The organism is Vibrio aestuarianus (assembly GCF_028858425.1).
GTDB lineage: Bacteria > Pseudomonadota > Gammaproteobacteria > Enterobacterales > Vibrionaceae > Vibrio > Vibrio aestuarianus.
This window is the reverse complement of record NZ_JAKNYQ010000001.1, coordinates 2,721,497-2,737,008: the sequence shown is the minus strand read 5'-3', so window position 1 is coordinate 2,737,008 and position 15,512 is coordinate 2,721,497. Positions and strand designations below refer to the sequence as shown.

13 protein-coding genes are annotated in these 15,512 nt (G+C 41.7%); 10 read left to right on the top strand and 3 right to left on the bottom strand.

All coding sequences use genetic code 11. From position 1 onward, the window contains the following. The first annotated feature begins 64 nt into the window (after positions 1-64). The 4 genes from prfB (at position 65) to MCT08_RS12450 (ending at position 5,079) form a co-directional block, all read left to right on the top strand. Positions 65-1,163 (top strand): peptide chain release factor 2 gene (prfB, locus tag MCT08_RS12465; protein WP_141652882.1). Its coding sequence is split into 2 segments (ribosomal slippage): positions 65-139 and positions 141-1,163, totalling 1,098 coding nucleotides; the frame shifts between segments, so codons are not numbered across the junction. Between the two features lie 30 nt (positions 1,164-1,193). Beyond that, entirely contained in the window at positions 1,194-2,726 is a 1,533-nt protein-coding gene (gene lysS / locus MCT08_RS12460) for a lysine--tRNA ligase (RefSeq protein WP_274678514.1), read from the top strand. A 269-nt stretch (positions 2,727-2,995) separates the two neighbouring features. Continuing rightward, on the top strand, positions 2,996-4,330 hold the full coding sequence (gene vpsR / locus MCT08_RS12455; RefSeq protein WP_274678513.1) for a cyclic-di-GMP-binding transcriptional regulator VpsR: 1,335 nt from the start codon (positions 2,996-2,998) through the stop codon (positions 4,328-4,330). Positions 4,331-4,827: 497 nt separating this feature from the next. Next, on the top strand, positions 4,828-5,079 hold the full coding sequence (locus tag MCT08_RS12450; RefSeq protein ID WP_053311244.1) for a hypothetical protein: 252 nt from the start codon (positions 4,828-4,830) through the stop codon (positions 5,077-5,079). A gap of 38 nt (positions 5,080-5,117) precedes the next feature. On the opposite strand, the gene MCT08_RS12445 is transcribed toward MCT08_RS12450, so the two are convergent. Together MCT08_RS12445 and mutH are read right to left on the bottom strand one after the other, a co-directional pair. Continuing rightward, positions 5,118-6,152, bottom strand: a complete 1,035-nt coding sequence (locus MCT08_RS12445; RefSeq protein ID WP_274675179.1) for an NADP(H)-dependent aldo-keto reductase — start codon at positions 6,150-6,152, stop codon at positions 5,118-5,120. Between the two features lie 136 nt (positions 6,153-6,288). Next, the gene (gene mutH, locus MCT08_RS12440; protein ID WP_274678512.1) at positions 6,289-6,954 is read right to left on the bottom strand and encodes a DNA mismatch repair endonuclease MutH; all 666 of its coding nucleotides are present in this window, start codon (positions 6,952-6,954) and stop codon (positions 6,289-6,291) included. A gap of 617 nt (positions 6,955-7,571) precedes the next feature. Between mutH and rppH the strand changes: the two genes are divergently transcribed. Genes rppH through MCT08_RS12415 form a run of 5 tightly spaced genes read left to right on the top strand, consistent with a single transcriptional unit; the run spans position 7,572 to position 12,852 of the window. Beyond that, positions 7,572-8,084, top strand: coding sequence for an RNA pyrophosphohydrolase (gene rppH / locus MCT08_RS12435; protein ID WP_168523179.1), 513 nt, complete (start codon positions 7,572-7,574; stop codon positions 8,082-8,084). 2 nt (positions 8,085-8,086) lie between these two features. Then, on the top strand, positions 8,087-10,333 hold the full coding sequence (gene ptsP / locus MCT08_RS12430) for a phosphoenolpyruvate--protein phosphotransferase (RefSeq protein WP_053311240.1): 2,247 nt from the start codon (positions 8,087-8,089) through the stop codon (positions 10,331-10,333). A gap of 8 nt (positions 10,334-10,341) precedes the next feature. After that, the gene (locus tag MCT08_RS12425; RefSeq protein WP_168523174.1) at positions 10,342-11,133 is read left to right on the top strand and encodes a sulfite exporter TauE/SafE family protein; all 792 of its coding nucleotides are present in this window, start codon (positions 10,342-10,344) and stop codon (positions 11,131-11,133) included. 45 nt (positions 11,134-11,178) lie between these two features. After that, positions 11,179-11,991 carry a prolipoprotein diacylglyceryl transferase gene (gene lgt / locus MCT08_RS12420; protein ID WP_168523173.1) on the top strand — a complete coding sequence of 271 codons (813 nt, stop codon included), beginning with the start codon at positions 11,179-11,181 and terminating at the stop codon, positions 11,989-11,991. Positions 11,992-12,000: 9 nt separating this feature from the next. Beyond that, on the top strand, positions 12,001-12,852 hold the full coding sequence (locus MCT08_RS12415; protein ID WP_274678511.1) for a thymidylate synthase: 852 nt from the start codon (positions 12,001-12,003) through the stop codon (positions 12,850-12,852). A 76-nt stretch (positions 12,853-12,928) separates the two neighbouring features. Here the strand turns inward: MCT08_RS12415 and MCT08_RS12410 are convergent, their stop codons facing one another. Beyond that, on the bottom strand, positions 12,929-14,077 hold the full coding sequence (locus MCT08_RS12410; RefSeq protein WP_053311236.1) for a Na/Pi symporter: 1,149 nt from the start codon (positions 14,075-14,077) through the stop codon (positions 12,929-12,931). A 387-nt stretch (positions 14,078-14,464) separates the two neighbouring features. On the opposite strand from MCT08_RS12410, the gene nhaR reads away from it, so the two are divergent. After that, the gene (gene nhaR, locus MCT08_RS12405) at positions 14,465-15,355 is read left to right on the top strand and encodes a transcriptional activator NhaR (RefSeq protein ID WP_053311235.1); all 891 of its coding nucleotides are present in this window, start codon (positions 14,465-14,467) and stop codon (positions 15,353-15,355) included. The last annotated feature ends 157 nt before the right edge of the window (positions 15,356-15,512 follow it).

Here is a 15,512-nt window from a genome sequence, read left to right as displayed (position 1 = left end):
TATCTTCGTCACATTTTTAAGTAGAATTCTTCGGTTATTTTCTACTCATAAATGCTGAGCAAACATGTTTGAAATCAATCCTATTAAAAACCGTCTTCAGGATGTGTCAGAGCGCACAAATATCCTGAGGGGGTATCTTTGACTACGACGCTAAGAAAGAGCGTTTAGAAGAAGTTAATGCCGAACTAGAACAACCCGATGTGTGGAACGAACCTGAGCGTGCCCAAGCGTTAGGTAAAGAGCGCGCATCACTTGAAGCCGTTGTTGATACTATTGATCAGCTTGATCAAGGTGTTGATGACGTTGAAGGGTTGCTTGAGCTTGCTATTGAAGCTGAAGATCAAGAAACATTTGACGAAATTGGCCCTGAACTTGAAGAATTAGAAGTAAAATTAGGCCAACTTGAATTTCGTCGTATGTTTTCTGGTGATCACGATGGCTCTGATTGCTATATCGACTTGCAGTCTGGCTCTGGCGGTACTGAAGCGCAAGATTGGACTTCGATGTTACTGCGTATGTACCTTCGTTGGGCTGAAGCCAAAGGTTTCAAAACTGAAGTTATTGAAGTCTCAGAAGGTGATGTTGCGGGTTTGAAAGGTGCGACAGTGCGTATTTCTGGCGATTACGCTTACGGGTGGCTGCGCACGGAAACTGGGGTTCATCGCTTAGTTCGTAAATCTCCGTTTGACTCTAGTGGCCGTCGTCATACTTCGTTTGCTTCTGCATTCATATATCCTGAGATTGATGAAAACATCGCTATTGATATTAATCCATCGGATCTGCGTATTGATGTATACCGCGCGTCAGGTGCGGGTGGTCAGCACGTAAACACCACTGAATCAGCGGTTCGTATTACTCACTTACCAACCAATACCGTTGTTCAATGCCAAAATGATCGTTCGCAACATAAGAATAAAGATCAGGCGATGAAACAATTGCGTGCAAAATTGTTTGAACTTGAGTTACAAAAGCAAAATGCAGAAAAACAAGCCAACGAAGACGCGAAGTCGGACATTGGTTGGGGTAGCCAGATCCGCTCTTACGTATTAGATGACTCTCGCATTAAAGATCTACGTACAGGTGTTGAGAACCGTAATACTCAAGCAGTATTAGATGGCGATTTAGACAAATTTATTGAAGCTAGCCTGAAATCAGGTCTTTAAGCTTTTTCCGACATATAAGGTGCATGTAAAATGACTGATGCTGTTCAAAATGAAATGAATCAAGAGCAAATAGCGCAAGAAGAGAACAAACTGATTGCAGAACGTCGCAGCAAGTTGGATCACATCCGTAAGAGCTGTAAAGCAAATGGCCACCCTAACGATTTTCGTCGTGATAGCCTAGCGGGCGACCTTCAAAAACAATTCGCTGAAAAAAGCAAAGAAGAGCTAGAACAGCTAAATCATGTCGTTGCTATTGCTGGTCGTGTAATGGCTAAACGCGGTCCTTTTCTTGTGATTCAAGAGACGTCTGGTCGCATTCAAGCATACGCCGATAAAGCAGTACAACAAGCATTGAAAGAGCAATACCAAGGTTTAGACATTGGTGACATCATCGGTGTAAAAGGTGCTTTGCATAAATCTGGCAAAGGCGATTTATACGTGAATATGGAAGAATTCGAGTTGCTGACTAAAGCGCTGCGTCCTCTTCCTGAAAAGTTCCACGGTTTGACTGACCAAGAGATGCGTTATCGTCAACGTTACGTTGATTTAATCGTTAACGAAGATTCACGTAATGCATTTATTATTCGTTCTAAGCTTGTTGCTGCCATTCGCAGTTTCATGACCTCTAAAGGTTACCTAGAAGTTGAAACACCAATGATGCACGTTATCCCTGGTGGCGCTTCAGCTCGACCATTTGTTACTCACCATAATGCATTAGATATTGATATGTATCTGCGTATTGCACCTGAGTTATACCTAAAACGTTTGGTTGTTGGTGGCTTTGATCGCGTATTTGAAATCAACCGTAACTTCCGTAACGAAGGTCTTTCACCACGCCATAACCCAGAATTCACTATGATGGAATTCTACCAAGCTTATGCCGACTACAAAGATTTGATGGATCTAACAGAAGAGATGCTCAGCACGGTAGCATTGTCTGTTCTAGGTTCAACTTCAATGCCATATGGTGATCAAGTAGTTGAATTTGGCGGTAAATATGCACGTATGAGCATGTTGGAAGCCATTAAACATTACAACCCTGAGCATGAAGAGATCCAAGCGCTTGATAATGAAGGCGTGCAAAATCGTGAATTGATGGTGAAGATCGCCAAGTCAGTGCATGTAGAAGTAGAACCATTTTGGACTTGTGGCCAACTGTTAGAAGAAATCTTTGGTGAAACGGCTGAACCTAAGCTTATCCAACCAACGTTCATTACCGGTTATCCAGCCGATATTTCGCCATTGGCGCGTCGTAGCGATGACAACCCATTCTTTACTGACCGCTTTGAGTTTTTCATTGGTGGTCGTGAAGTAGCCAATGGTTTCTCTGAGCTAAACGATGCTCAAGATCAAGATGAACGTTTCCTCGCACAAGTTAACGCGAAAGATGCTGGTGATGATGAAGCGATGTTCTATGATGCAGATTACGTTGTTGCACTAGAGCATGGTTTACCACCAACAGCAGGTCAAGGGATTGGTATTGACCGTTTAGCTATGCTATTCACTAATACACATACTATACGTGACGTAATCTTATTCCCTGCGATGCGTCCACAGCAGTAATTGCTACTTTAGTTGATATTAGCCGCCTTAATTGGCGGCTTTTTTGTATCAGTTCTATTGAATAATTCCGTCATTTATATGAAAGAGGAAGCAAAACTTTCATCATAACTATGAAATACTTCTCTATATCGATTGGTAGATGGCTTATATAGCACCTAGTCTTAAAGATGAGACAGACTACATCGATAAGTCTCGTTAATGTATCGTTCGTCTGATGTGCCTAAAGTAGCACTGCATAGAAATATAAATCAAAAGATAAGGAATAGCTGATGGGAACTCAATTCCGAATGGATTCTGTCCCTGGTTCGCTTGTCGTGGTTGGTGGAACATACGAGCCTTGGTTATCTGTCCTTGAGCAGGTAGGCTGGCGCTGCACACAGTGTGCAGATTTACGTAAAGCGGATGTTCTGTTTTCTGAAACAGGTCCGTGTATCGGTATTGTTGATTTAAGCCACGATGAATTTAGCCTCAATGGTATTGCGAATTTAGTAAGTAATCATAAGCAAGTTCGCTGGCTTGCATTTATTCGAGAATCGCAATTGAGTTCCGATACGATTTGCCAGTTTATCGTGAACTTTTGTATCGACTTTTTTACCGCTCCAATTCCTGATGCGCAGCTTCTGAGTACGATAGGCCATCAGTTGGGGATGTTGAAACTCGAGAAGAAAGTGTGGCCACATTATGGCTCGACTGGTGACATCGGACTGATTGGTGATTCAACACCAGTCAAACGTCTTCGTGATCAAATCAAGCGTATTGGTCCAACTGATGTCAGTATTCTTATTTATGGTGAAAGTGGTACTGGTAAGGAGACGGTTGCTAGAGCGATCCATAAAACCTCCGCTCGTTCGCAAAAACCTTTTATTTCAGTAAATTGTCGAGCAATGTCTGAGAGCCGTTTTGAATGTGAGCTATTTGGTATTGGTTGTGACGATCCTGCGCAAACTCCACTGTTAGAGAAAGCTGATGGTGGTACTCTTTTACTCAATGACATTCTGACTTTACCAAAGAGCCAGCAAGTTAACCTGTTACGTTTCATGCAGGAAGGTACCATTGAGACTCCAGAAGGAGTAAAAGAAGTTGATGTCAGGATACTGGCGGCAAACTCTTCGGATATTGAAAAAGCGTTGATTGATGGAAACTTTAATGAAGAACTTTACCATTACATCAATGTGTTGCGTATTAATGTGCCTAGCTTAAAGGAACGGGCCGGTGATATTGCACTGTTGGCTCGTCATTTCTTACAAGAGTATTCTAAAGAATTTAACGCACAAGCTCGTAGTTTCACTGAAGAAGCAACACGTTCACTGACTCGTTATCACTGGCCGGGTAATGTTCGTGAGTTAATGAATCAGATCAAGCGGGTTGTTTTGATGTCAGACTCGGTAATGTTGGATGAAGTCCACTTAGATTTGCCGAAGCGAAGTGATGGTAAACGAAGTCTTAAAAGTATACGTGAGCGCTCTGAACGAGACGCACTGTTGCTGGTACTGGAATCTAACGCCGGTCAAGTCTCAATGGCCGCAAAAGAACTTGGTATTTCTAGAGCAACCATGTATCGATTGCTAAATAAACATAATTTAATTACTGAAAATACGTTTTAACACCATGATGTTAATAATAAAAATGGTCACTTCGTAAGAAGTGGCCATTTTTTTGTAATCATATCTTTTGTGAATAAGATATTCTTTAGGTGAATATCTTATCTTTTTCTATTGATTGGGTGTGATTATAGGTTAATACGTTGTTTTTAAATCAGTTGAATATTAATGGTTGAATAATAAGCTCAGTTGCTTAGAATTTAACCGTGAGATTAACTCACGTACATCTCTTATTGGATTAACTTACTTGCTTGGAGGCGCAACATGACACATTACGTATTTGTTCACACTGTTCGCGTTTCTGATGATATCACTATGCCCAAAGCGATTAAGCGTTCCGACGCTATTCGTATCTGTGATCATATCAAAGGCACTGATTTTTAGTTAATCCGTAACCTCTAATAGGCTGCGGAAAAATGGCAGCTTATGAGAGTGTTCTATCTACCTTTCCTTTGGCTTTCATTTTTCCCCAGTAAACATTTTAAAACTGGAGAATACCCATGCGTCATTCAATTTATCTACAACTTGCTACTCTACTTGTTCGTGCTGATTTGCGTCGTGAAGAACGCGAATGGAAACGAAAATTTCGTCGTAGTGCGTTTGACTTACCTGTGCATAACGTCCATCTGTTGAAAGATATTGGTCTAGAGAGTGATGGCCGTCCAATTGGTCAATCAGAGCCAGATGCCGTTAAAGCCGAGCGTCGTGTGCGTCATCTACGTCGAGTTTTAAGTGCGCGAATACCGACGTAATCAATAGGGGCTGGTTGCTTCACCAGCCCCGACGTTATTTATGGACAAGGATTGGAGTAAGTCGTCCCAATTTCTTGAATCTTAAGAAGCAGTTCTTCATCTAACACGACATCTAAACTATCTATGTTACTTTTCAATTGCTCCAAGTTTGTCGCTCCAATAATATTGGCAGCGACAAACGGACGTTGGTTGACAAATGCGAGAGCCATTTGAGCCGGATCTACGCCATATTGATTGGCAAGTTCTACATAGGCTTGGGTGGCTTTCATTCCCTGTGCAGTAAAGTAACGAGAAAAACGTTCATGCAAACTACAACGAGCTCCTTGCGGGCGAGCACCGTTGAGATACTTGCCACTCAAACAACCAAAAGCTAATGGTGAATAGGCTAACAGCTTAACCCCTTCAAAGTGACTGATTTCTGATAGCCCCACTTCAAAGCTTCTGTTTAGGAGGTTGTAGGGGTTTTGGATTGAGACTATTCGTGTCAAATCGTGCTTTTCAGCCAATTTTAACAGAGTCATTACTCCCCAAGGGGTGTCATTAGACACACCTACATACCGTACTTTGCCCACTTTAACTAAATCATTTAGTGCTTCAAGTGTCTCGATAAGCGTCACTTCTTCTTGCTCATCTGGATAAGGATAGTTGAGCTGGCCAAACATATTAGTTTGACGCTGTGGCCAATGCAGTTGGTATAGGTCGACATAGTCCGTTTTTAGACGACTAAGACTGTCATCAATAGCAAGGTGGACATTACGTCGGTCGAGTGACATGTTGTCGCGAATGTAAGGAACATTACGAGGTCCTGCTACTTTTGTCGCTAATACGATTTTTTCTCGTTTACCTGATTTTTCAAGCCAATTACCAATGTAACTCTCGGTTAATCCTTGAGTCTGTCCTGTAGGAGGTACGGGGTACATCTCTGCGGTATCAATGAAATTAACCCCTCGTTCAAATGCGTAATCGAGTTGTTGAAAGGCTTCTTGTTGACTGTTTTGCTCACCAAAAGTCATTGTGCCTAAACAGATTTTACTCACTTCCAGTGTTGAATGCGGCAGTTTGGTATATTGCATAATCCTTCCTTGCTGAATATCGCGGATGAGTGCGTGATGTTTTTTCACTATAAGCGAAGAATATTGATAAACGGAAATGAAATTTGTGACTAGAGATCAAACTGTTAACTATTTTACAGCCACTGACTTTACTTGTTTAAACAAAGTATCGCTCAAGAATTGTAGCAGTAAATTGAGTTCTTAAATAAAAGCCACGAGGCAAGGTTCTAATGGGTTTGCCATTAGCGCCATAGGCTTCGGTTAATACTCGGCCATTAGCCGCTTTAGGGCGTAGCTGTAATACTTCACCATGCCTTGCAGTGATCTGTTCTACATTGCCTAGCACAATAAATTCCATTAACTCTTCCCAGTCATTTTTGAGTTGTTGCTCTTCTTCTATTGAAGGGCTCCAAAGTAGTGGCGATCCAACGTGGCGTTCGGCAAGTGGAATTTCTCTTTCTCCTTCGATAGGAACCCACAAAACTCGTGATAGCTTGTTGCGTACATGACTTTGCTCCCAGGTTAATCCTTGAACACCGGTTAAGGGAGCAACGCAAACAAACGTCGTTTCAAGCGGTTTGCCTGAGTAACCTATTGGAATACTTTTTAGTTCAATGCCAAGTTGTTCGAAGTCTTGCTGAGGTTTACTGCCTGCGGTAGCCCCTAAATGCCACTCTAACAGTTGTCCAACCCAGCCCTTGTCTTTCTTAAGGTTAGGAGGAATCGGCATCTGAGCTTCTTCGGCCAGCTCACGAAAGCTTAGCCCAGCGATATTTTGCGCCCTAAGCAGCAGTTCATGTTCGGTTTTAGGTGCTGGTTTCATGATAGTTGGACTTGTAAAAGTCGGATTGTAGCAAATCTAACAGGTAATGTAGTGTTGTGTCGTGTTTGGATCTTTTGTCTAAAAGATCATCGAAAAGTGAGTTATCCACATGTTGACCTCAAAAATATTATACAGTTGGTAGGTATGTATGTATTTACAGGGTTTTTAGAGGGGGGATGTGACCATTCATTACGCTTATCTCTATAATTTCTGTTTTGTTGTGTGGATAACGAATTAAGTGGTGGATCTTTGAGCATCTTGCTAAAAGATCAAAACTTGTACGTTTCACAAGCAGGCTTGTATCGTTTTTTTTATTTTAACCTGTTGTTTTTGTTTGTTATTACTTTTATTTTGTATGTTGCTTTTTAATGGTCTGGATCGTGAATTATGCGGTTTTTATGCTTTAGAACGATATTCTTCACATAGTTACTCACAGAAAACGTGAATAAATGTGGCAGTGCTCTCATTATTTTGTTGATAAGTTCATTTTAGATTAAAAGTTATCCAATCTTCTGTTGGGAGCACATAAATCTCGTGTTAATCACATTAGTAAGTTTGCTCCGATTGGGGATATGTGGAAAAATCAAAGCAATTAAGATTTTATTAGAGGTTGGCCAGTGATCGATGGCGATGGTTACCGACTCAATGTTGGTATTGTGATTTGTAACAACCATGGTCAGGTATTCTGGGCGAAACGATACGGACAACATTCTTGGCAATTTCCACAAGGTGGAATTGATGAAGACGAAACTGCTGAACAAGCCATGTTTCGAGAGCTTTATGAAGAGGTTGGTCTCACCAAGAAAGATGTGAAAATCATAGCAACAAGTCGTCATTGGTTAAGATACAAATTACCCAAACGCTTAGTTCGCTGGGATTCACAACCGGTTTGTATCGGACAAAAACAGAAATGGTTCCTTCTGCGTATGGAATGTGATGAATCAAGAATCAACATGCAACGTGGAAATACCCCTGAATTTGATGGTTGGCGCTGGGTAAGTTTTTGGTATCCAGTTAGACAAGTGGTTTCTTTTAAGCGCGATGTTTATCGCCGGGCGATGAAAGAGTTTGCATCAGTTGCGATGCCATTTAAAGAACGTAAAGGTAAACGCAAAAACCGAAGAGGATAGACATGCTCTCTCAGCTAAGGGAAATAGTTGAACAAGTATCTAAGCTAGAAAACGTTTATCAAGCGTTGGATATTTTGGTTAAGCAAACGTGCAATGCAATGAGTACAGAGTGTTGCACTGTCTATCTTGCTAATGAAGAAAAGCAGCGCTTAGAATTGATGGCCACACAAGGCTTAAAATTCAAAGGCGATAAAATTCATCTCGGTTTTGATGAGGGGTTGGTTGGTTTAGTTAAGCGCTCAGCTGAGCTAATCAACCTTGCTGAAGCGTCGAAGCATCCTAATTTCAAATATGTCAAAGAGTTGGGTGAAGAGGTTTATCACAGCTTTCTTGGCACGCCGATTATCCACCGTAAGCGAGTACTTGGCGTGCTGGTGGTCCAGCAAAAATCTCCCCGTTTATTTAGTGAAATGGAAGAGTCCTTTATTGTGACTCTGGCCGCCCAAGTGGCAGTTATTATTGCTCATGCCCAAACACAAGGGCAGTGGTTACTTTCAAAGAATCAATTAGCAACGACGGGTGTTGCTGCGTCTTCTGGTGTCGCGATTGGCGAGTTTTGGTGGGATAACACTCAACCTCAGTTATCTGAGGTTTATCCGGCTTCTACGTTAGATATTGACCGTGAACAAGAATGGCTTTTACTAGCGATTGAAAATGCGCTTAGTGATTTTCGTCGGCTGAGAAAAAAATTAGATAGCGAAATCAATAAAGATGCTTTAGCTATCTTTGATCTTTTTACCCACTTATTAAACGATCCGATGTTACGCAGTGACCTTAAAGGTCAGATCCAAAAAGGTGATCGCGCCGATTGGGCGTTAAGACAAGTGGTCGAGACCTATTCAAACCGATTTGCCAGAATGTCGGACGTGTACTTGCGCGAAAGGGCGCAAGATATTCGTGAGCTTGGGCAGCGTCTGTTATTCTTTTTGCATAATAGTGAACATGATCAACAGCAGTTGGATAAGCCAATTATTTTGGTGGTACGAGAACTAACCGCCTCAATTTTAGCTTCCATTCCCAAAGATAAACTTCTCGCAGTGGTTTCTATCGAAGGGGCGGCTAACTCACATGCGGCGATTCTGTCACGTGCACTGGGTATTCCTGCCGTGATGGGAGTATCGCTTAATCTTAAAGAAATTAATGGTAAGCAAGGGATCGTTGATGGCTATAGTGGCAAAATATTCATTGCGCCTAATCGACAACTGTTAGCTGAATATCGTGCCTTAGCAGATGAAGAAACAGAGCTTTCTAAGATGGTTAATGAAACCATTGCTGAAGCTCCTGTGACTTTAGATGGTCAACGTATCGAATTGTTGCTCAATTCAGGGTTGAGCGCTGATACTAATATTGCTATCAATCAAGGTGTTGATGGTGTCGGCCTATATCGTACTGAAATCTCCTTTTTATTGCAGCATCGTTTTCCTTCTGAAGATGAACAGTTGCAACAGTATCGTAGTGTTCTTAATGCGTACCCTGATAAACGAGTCGTGATGCGAACCTTAGATATCGGTGGTGATAAACCATTACCATACTTGCCGATCGAAGAAGACAACCCATTTTTAGGGTGGCGCGGTATTCGTTTTACTTTAGATCATCCCGATATTTTCTTAATTCAACTGCGCGCGATGATGCGCGCCAGTATTGATCATCAAAACTTAAGTATTTTGTTACCCATGGTCTCGGGAGCAAAAGAGCTAGATGATGCACTGCACCTTATCCATCAGGCGTACCGAGAAGTCTCTGCTGTTGATGAGAAAATTGTAATGCCACAAATTGGCATTATGATTGAAGTACCATCGATGATCTATCTACTCCCACTAATCGCGAATAAGATCGATTTTGTCTCGGTTGGAACCAACGATTTAACACAATATTTATTAGCTGTGGATCGGAACAATGCCCATGTTGCTGATGTCTATGAATCGATGCATCCCGCAGTTGTGCTAGCACTGAAGCAAATTCATGATACCTGTAAGCTACATAATATTCCTGTTTGTGTGTGTGGTGAGTTGGCTGGGGATCCTATTGGATCGCTACTGCTGATTGGTTTGGGGTATGAGACGCTAAGTATGAATACGTCTAATGTGGCTAAAGTAAAGTATCTGGTACGTCATTCTCAATCTAAACATTTAAAAGCACTTGCTGACAAAGCGCTGATGCAACCTTATGGTAATGATATCTATAATATGATGCATTCATATTTTGAAAATAAAGGTTTTGCTGGCTTTATCCGTGCTGGTAAAAAATAGGAACCGATGTGAATTTTGAGTTGTTGTCTTTGCTCTTGTTGTTGGGCTCTGTTGTCGGTTTTATGGCTGGGTTACTCGGCATTGGTGGTGGGTTAATTGTTGTTCCTGCGCTGTTGTTTTTGCTTCCTATAGCGGGCATTGCTCCTGAATTGAGCATGCACCTTGCTTTGGCTACATCACTCGCGACCATCATTGTTACTTCAGGATCATCCGCTCTAAACCACCTTAAACTGGGCAACGTAGATATGTTTGTCGTGAAATGGTTGATGCCTGGTGTCATTGTTGGTGGCTTTCTGGGCTCAATTGTCGCTGAACTTATTCCGACTCAATATCTTCCTAAAGTGTTTGGTGTGATTGTTTTTTTCCTCGCTATACAAATGTTTCTATCGATCAAAGCGACCATCTCACGTAGCATGCCTAATGCGTGGGTGACGATGCTATGCGGTGGTGCTATTGGTGTTGTATCTAGCTTGGCTGGTATTGGTGGGGGGTCTTTATCTGTGCCATTTTTAAACCGCCATGGTGTTGAAATGCGTAAAGCGGTTGGTTCGTCTTCGGTGTGTGGCTGTGTTATTGCTATCTCTGGGATGATAGGTTTTATCTTACATGGTTACCAAGTTGAAAATCTTCCTCAGTACAGTCTGGGGTATGTTTATTTGCCAGCATTGGTCGCTATTGCCTCAACCTCTATTTTTACGACCAGAATAGGTGCCCGTTATGCGAGTCAATTACCTACAGTGGTCTTGAAAAAAATATTCTCCATTTTCCTTATGTGCATAGCGGTAACCATGCTGCTGTAATCAGTCATCATTTATCTATTACTTGCTTAATAAGAGAGCGCATTTATGTCTCAGGGTTTTATTCAATTTCCTAATATTGACCCCGTTTTAATTGCCATTGGGCCAATCTCCATTCGTTGGTATGGCTTGATGTATTTAGTCGGTTTTGTGTTTGCTATGTGGTTAGCGAATCGTCGCGCGGACAAACCAAACAGCGGCTGGACTCGAGAACAAGTCTCTGATCTTCTTTTTGCGTGTTTTCTAGGAGTAGTTGTCGGTGGTCGTATTGGCTACGTACTTTTCTATAACTTTGAATTGTTCCTCGATGATCCACTTTATCTTTTTAAAGTTTGGACAGGAGGTATGTCTTTTCACGGTGGTCTATTAGGTGTGATTAGTGCGATGTTCTGGTATGCGAAGAAAAATGGTCGCACTTTCTTTGGGGTTGCTGATTTTATTGCACCATTAGTGCCATTTGGGCTTGGTATGGGGCGATTAGGTAATTTTATGAACAGTGAATTGTGGGGCAGAGTTACGGATGTGCCTTGGGCGATAGTCTTCCCAAATGGTGGGCCAGTGCCACGTCACCCATCTCAGTTGTATGAAATGGCCCTAGAAGGGATTGTCTTGTTCTTTATCCTTAACTGGTTTATCAAGAAGCCACGGCCACTAGGGTCGGTTTCCGGACTATTTTTAGCTGGATATGGTACATTTCGCTTTCTTGTTGAATACGTACGTGAGCCGGACGCGCAATTAGGTTTATTTGGTGGGTTTATCTCCATGGGGCAAATTCTATCTCTGCCTATGGTGATTCTGGGAGTGTTGATGATGGTTTGGGCTTACAAGCGTGGCCACTACAAAGATGCAATCGCTAAGTAAGGAATTAGAGTGAAACAGTATTTAGATCTTTGTCGTCGAATCGTAGACGACGGAATTTGGATTGAAAATGAGCGTACCGGAAAGCGGTGTTTAACGGTGGTTAATGCAGATCTTACTTATGATGTTGGCAATAATCATTTTCCTTTGGTGACAACCCGCAAAAGTTTTTGGAAAGCGGCGGTTGCAGAGTTACTTGGTTATATTCGTGGCTATGATAACGCTGAGGATTTCCGTAAATTGGGTACCAAAACTTGGGATGCAAATGCAAACCTTAACGAAGCCTGGTTGAACAACCCATACCGCAAAGGGCAAGACGATATGGGTCGAGTGTATGGAGTTCAAGGTCGAGCATGGGCAAAGCCTGATGGCGGGCATGTGGATCAACTGCGTAAAATTGTTGATGACTTAACTCGTGGTGTTGATGACCGGGGCGAAATTCTCAATTTTTACAACCCTGGTGAGTTTCATATGGGGTGTTTGCGTCCTTGCATGTATAGCCACCATTTTTCACTTCTAGGCGATAATCTGTATCTCAACAGTACTCAACGCTCTTGTGATGTTCCGTTAGGTTTGAACTTCAATATGGTACAGGTCTACGTTTTTCTTGCGATTATGGCGCAAATTACGGGGAAAAAGGCGGGGGTGGCATATCACAAAATAGTGAATGCTCACATTTACGAAGATCAACTAGAGTTAATGCGTGATGTTCAGTTGAAGCGTGAACCACTTGCTCCTGCCCAGTTCCATATCAACCCCAAAATCACTTCATTGCAAGACTTAGAAACGTGGGTGACATTGGATGATTTCTGGGTGGAAGGGTACCAATGCCATGAAGCGATACAATATCCGTTCTCTGTGTAATCATTTCAGCTAATAAATAAAAAAATCCCCGCAGCGGATAGCGTTGCGGGGATTTTTTACTTCACCAATTTTTCGTTTAAGCGGTCAGTGCCAGTATTGATCCAGGCATAACGATGAAGACCGAAATTAAGTAACCCGCCACAACTGCTTTATTCTTAGTTGCCATCTCCGCGATTTTTTCAGCGCCTTTAATCGGCAGTTCACGTAAGAATGGAATACCGTAAATTACTACGGTGGCCAGAATATTAAAGGTTAAGTGTACCAGTGCAATTTGTAAGGCAAACACGGCGAACTCACCAGATACCGCAGTAGCCGCGAGTAGCGCTGTAATACAAGTACCAATATTTGCACCTAACGTGAATGGGTATACATCACGAACTTTTAGTACACCAGTTCCGACTAAAGGTACCATTAGGCTTGTTGTTGTGGATGAAGATTGCACTAATACGGTTACAATTGAACCTGAAAGAATACCGTGTAGTGGCCCACGGCCGATCGCATTCTTTAGCAATTCTTTAGCTCGACCGACCATTAAGCTTTTCATTAGTTTGCCCATGGCAGTGATAGCAACAAAGATCGTTGCGATACCAAGTACAATAAGTGCGATACCACCAATGGTGTCACCAAACACAGATAGCTGAGATTGTAAGCCGCTGACGACTGGTTTTGTTATTGGCTTAATGAAGTCAAGGCCTTTCATACTCATATCACCAGTTGCCAGTAACGGTGAAACTAACCAGTGTGAAATTTTCTCTAAAATACCAAACATCATTTCTAACGGTAGGAAAATGAGTACGGCTAATAGGTTAAAAAAGTCATGAATGGTTGCGCTAGCAAAAGCACGTTTGAATTCTTGTTGGCAGCGAACATGTCCAAGGCTAACAAGCGTGTTAGTCACTGTCGTACCAATGTTTGCACCCATGACCATTGGAATGGCTGTCTCGACAGGCAAGCCACCAGCCACAAGACCGACAATTATAGAGGTTACTGTGCTTGAAGATTGAATCAGCGCTGTTGCAACTAAGCCTATCATCAACCCCGCGATTGGATGCGAAGCAAATTCAAAAAGAACCTTTGCTTGATCTCCTGTCGCCCATTTGAAGCCACTACCCACCATTGCTACGGCAAGTAACAGTAAGTAAAGCATGAATGCCAAGTTCGCCCAACGCAACCAACGAGTGGTACTCGAAATCGGTGCGGCAGTAGTAGTCGCTTGGTTAATCATCATTTTCTCCATTGACCTATTTATTACATCATGCGGTCTGTTGTTGAATCTGAAAGCGATAGTAGAGCGGAAATATTTCATTAATATGACAGAAATATTGATATTGATTATTTTAATACTTATATCGGCAGTAGCTTGTGTTTTGATGATATTTTATTTATCTAACCAATTGAAAATATTGCTTTATTTAGAGTTGTGAACGTGTGTGATTAGCATCATAAATAGTGATTTTTTTCAGTATGTTGATTGCGTTATTGTCATCTTAAAATTGAAATTGATCGGTTATGCTATAACTAATTGTGTTTATATTTCGGTTTTTTCGAGTTTATTGAACATCAATGCTGAGTTTGATATAAACGCTGCATTAATCGTATCGAGTACCTAGTCATGTCTCACCTCAATTACAATCATCTTTACTATTTTTGGATGGTATGCAAACAAGGCTCAGTAACTAAAGCAGCAGAGGCTTTGTTCCTTACACCTCAAACGGTAACCGGGCAAATAAAAGCATTTGAAGAGCGTATGGATGGCAAGCTTACTAAGCGTAATGGAAGAAGCATTGAACCAACCGAGTTAGGCCAGTTGGTGTTTAAGTATGCAGATCGGATGTTTGGCTTGAGCTATGAAATGCTCGATATTGTAAATTATAGCCAACGTTCTAATTTATTATTTGATGTTGGCGTTGCAGATGCGTTATCTAAACGTTTAGTGAGTAAGATATTACTGACGACAGTGCCGGAGGATAATAGTATCCACTTACGCTGTTTTGAGTCGACTCATGAAATGTTACTAGAGCAACTTTCACAACATAAGCTGGATATGATCCTCTCGGATTGTCCGGTTAATTCAAGTCAAAGCCCTGGGCTGTTTAGTAAGAAGCTGGGAGAAAGCCCCATGAGTTTTTTCTGCTCTGGTCATTTAGGTGATGCCTCTTTTCCTGCGATTTTAGAGCAAAGAAAGCTATTGATCCCCGGTAGCCGAACCGCAATGGGGCGCAATGTTCTACAGTGGTTTGATCGTCAAGGCTTGCAGCCGAATATTCTTGGTGAATTTGATGATGTCGCACTAATGAAAGCTTTTGCTCGTTATCACCATGATGCTATTTTCCTCGCGCCTTCACTGTATATGAATGAAGTTGGTGATGATCTTCCGTTGCAATTAATTGGCCAAATTGATGATTTGAAAGAAGAGTACTACGTTATTTTTGCCGAAAGGATGATACAACATCCAGCGGTGAAAAATGTTTGTGACGCAGATTTTAGTAAATTGTTTGCATGACCATTTTATTACTGATGATAAATAGATTACTATCACACCATCCACCAAAACTATTAGTTATCGCTTGCCAAGCAATACCAAACTAAACAGGTTAGACGCCTCTATTGCTTTTATGAAAATTTTAATTGAATGATCGCAGTCGTAAGCGGAATAAAAA

Bases quoted from the DNA above. Each gene is read 5' to 3' on its own strand.
- nhaR (WP_053311235.1), top strand. From the start codon at position 14,465: ATGTCTCACCTCAATTACAATCATCTTTACTATTTTTGGATGGTATGC.
- lysS (WP_274678514.1), top strand. From the start codon at position 1,194: ATGACTGATGCTGTTCAAAATGAAATGAATCAAGAGCAAATAGCGCAA.
- MCT08_RS12450 (WP_053311244.1), top strand. From the start codon at position 4,828: ATGCGTCATTCAATTTATCTACAACTTGCTACTCTACTTGTTCGTGCT.
- MCT08_RS12410 (WP_053311236.1), bottom strand. From the start codon at position 14,077: ATGATTAACCAAGCGACTACTACTGCCGCACCGATTTCGAGTACCACT.
- ptsP (WP_053311240.1), top strand. From the start codon at position 8,087: ATGCTCTCTCAGCTAAGGGAAATAGTTGAACAAGTATCTAAGCTAGAA.
- mutH (WP_274678512.1), bottom strand. From the start codon at position 6,954: ATGAAACCAGCACCTAAAACCGAACATGAACTGCTGCTTAGGGCGCAA.
- lgt (WP_168523173.1), top strand. From the start codon at position 11,179: ATGTCTCAGGGTTTTATTCAATTTCCTAATATTGACCCCGTTTTAATT.
- vpsR (WP_274678513.1), top strand. From the start codon at position 2,996: ATGGGAACTCAATTCCGAATGGATTCTGTCCCTGGTTCGCTTGTCGTG.
- MCT08_RS12445 (WP_274675179.1), bottom strand. From the start codon at position 6,152: ATGCAATATACCAAACTGCCGCATTCAACACTGGAAGTGAGTAAAATC.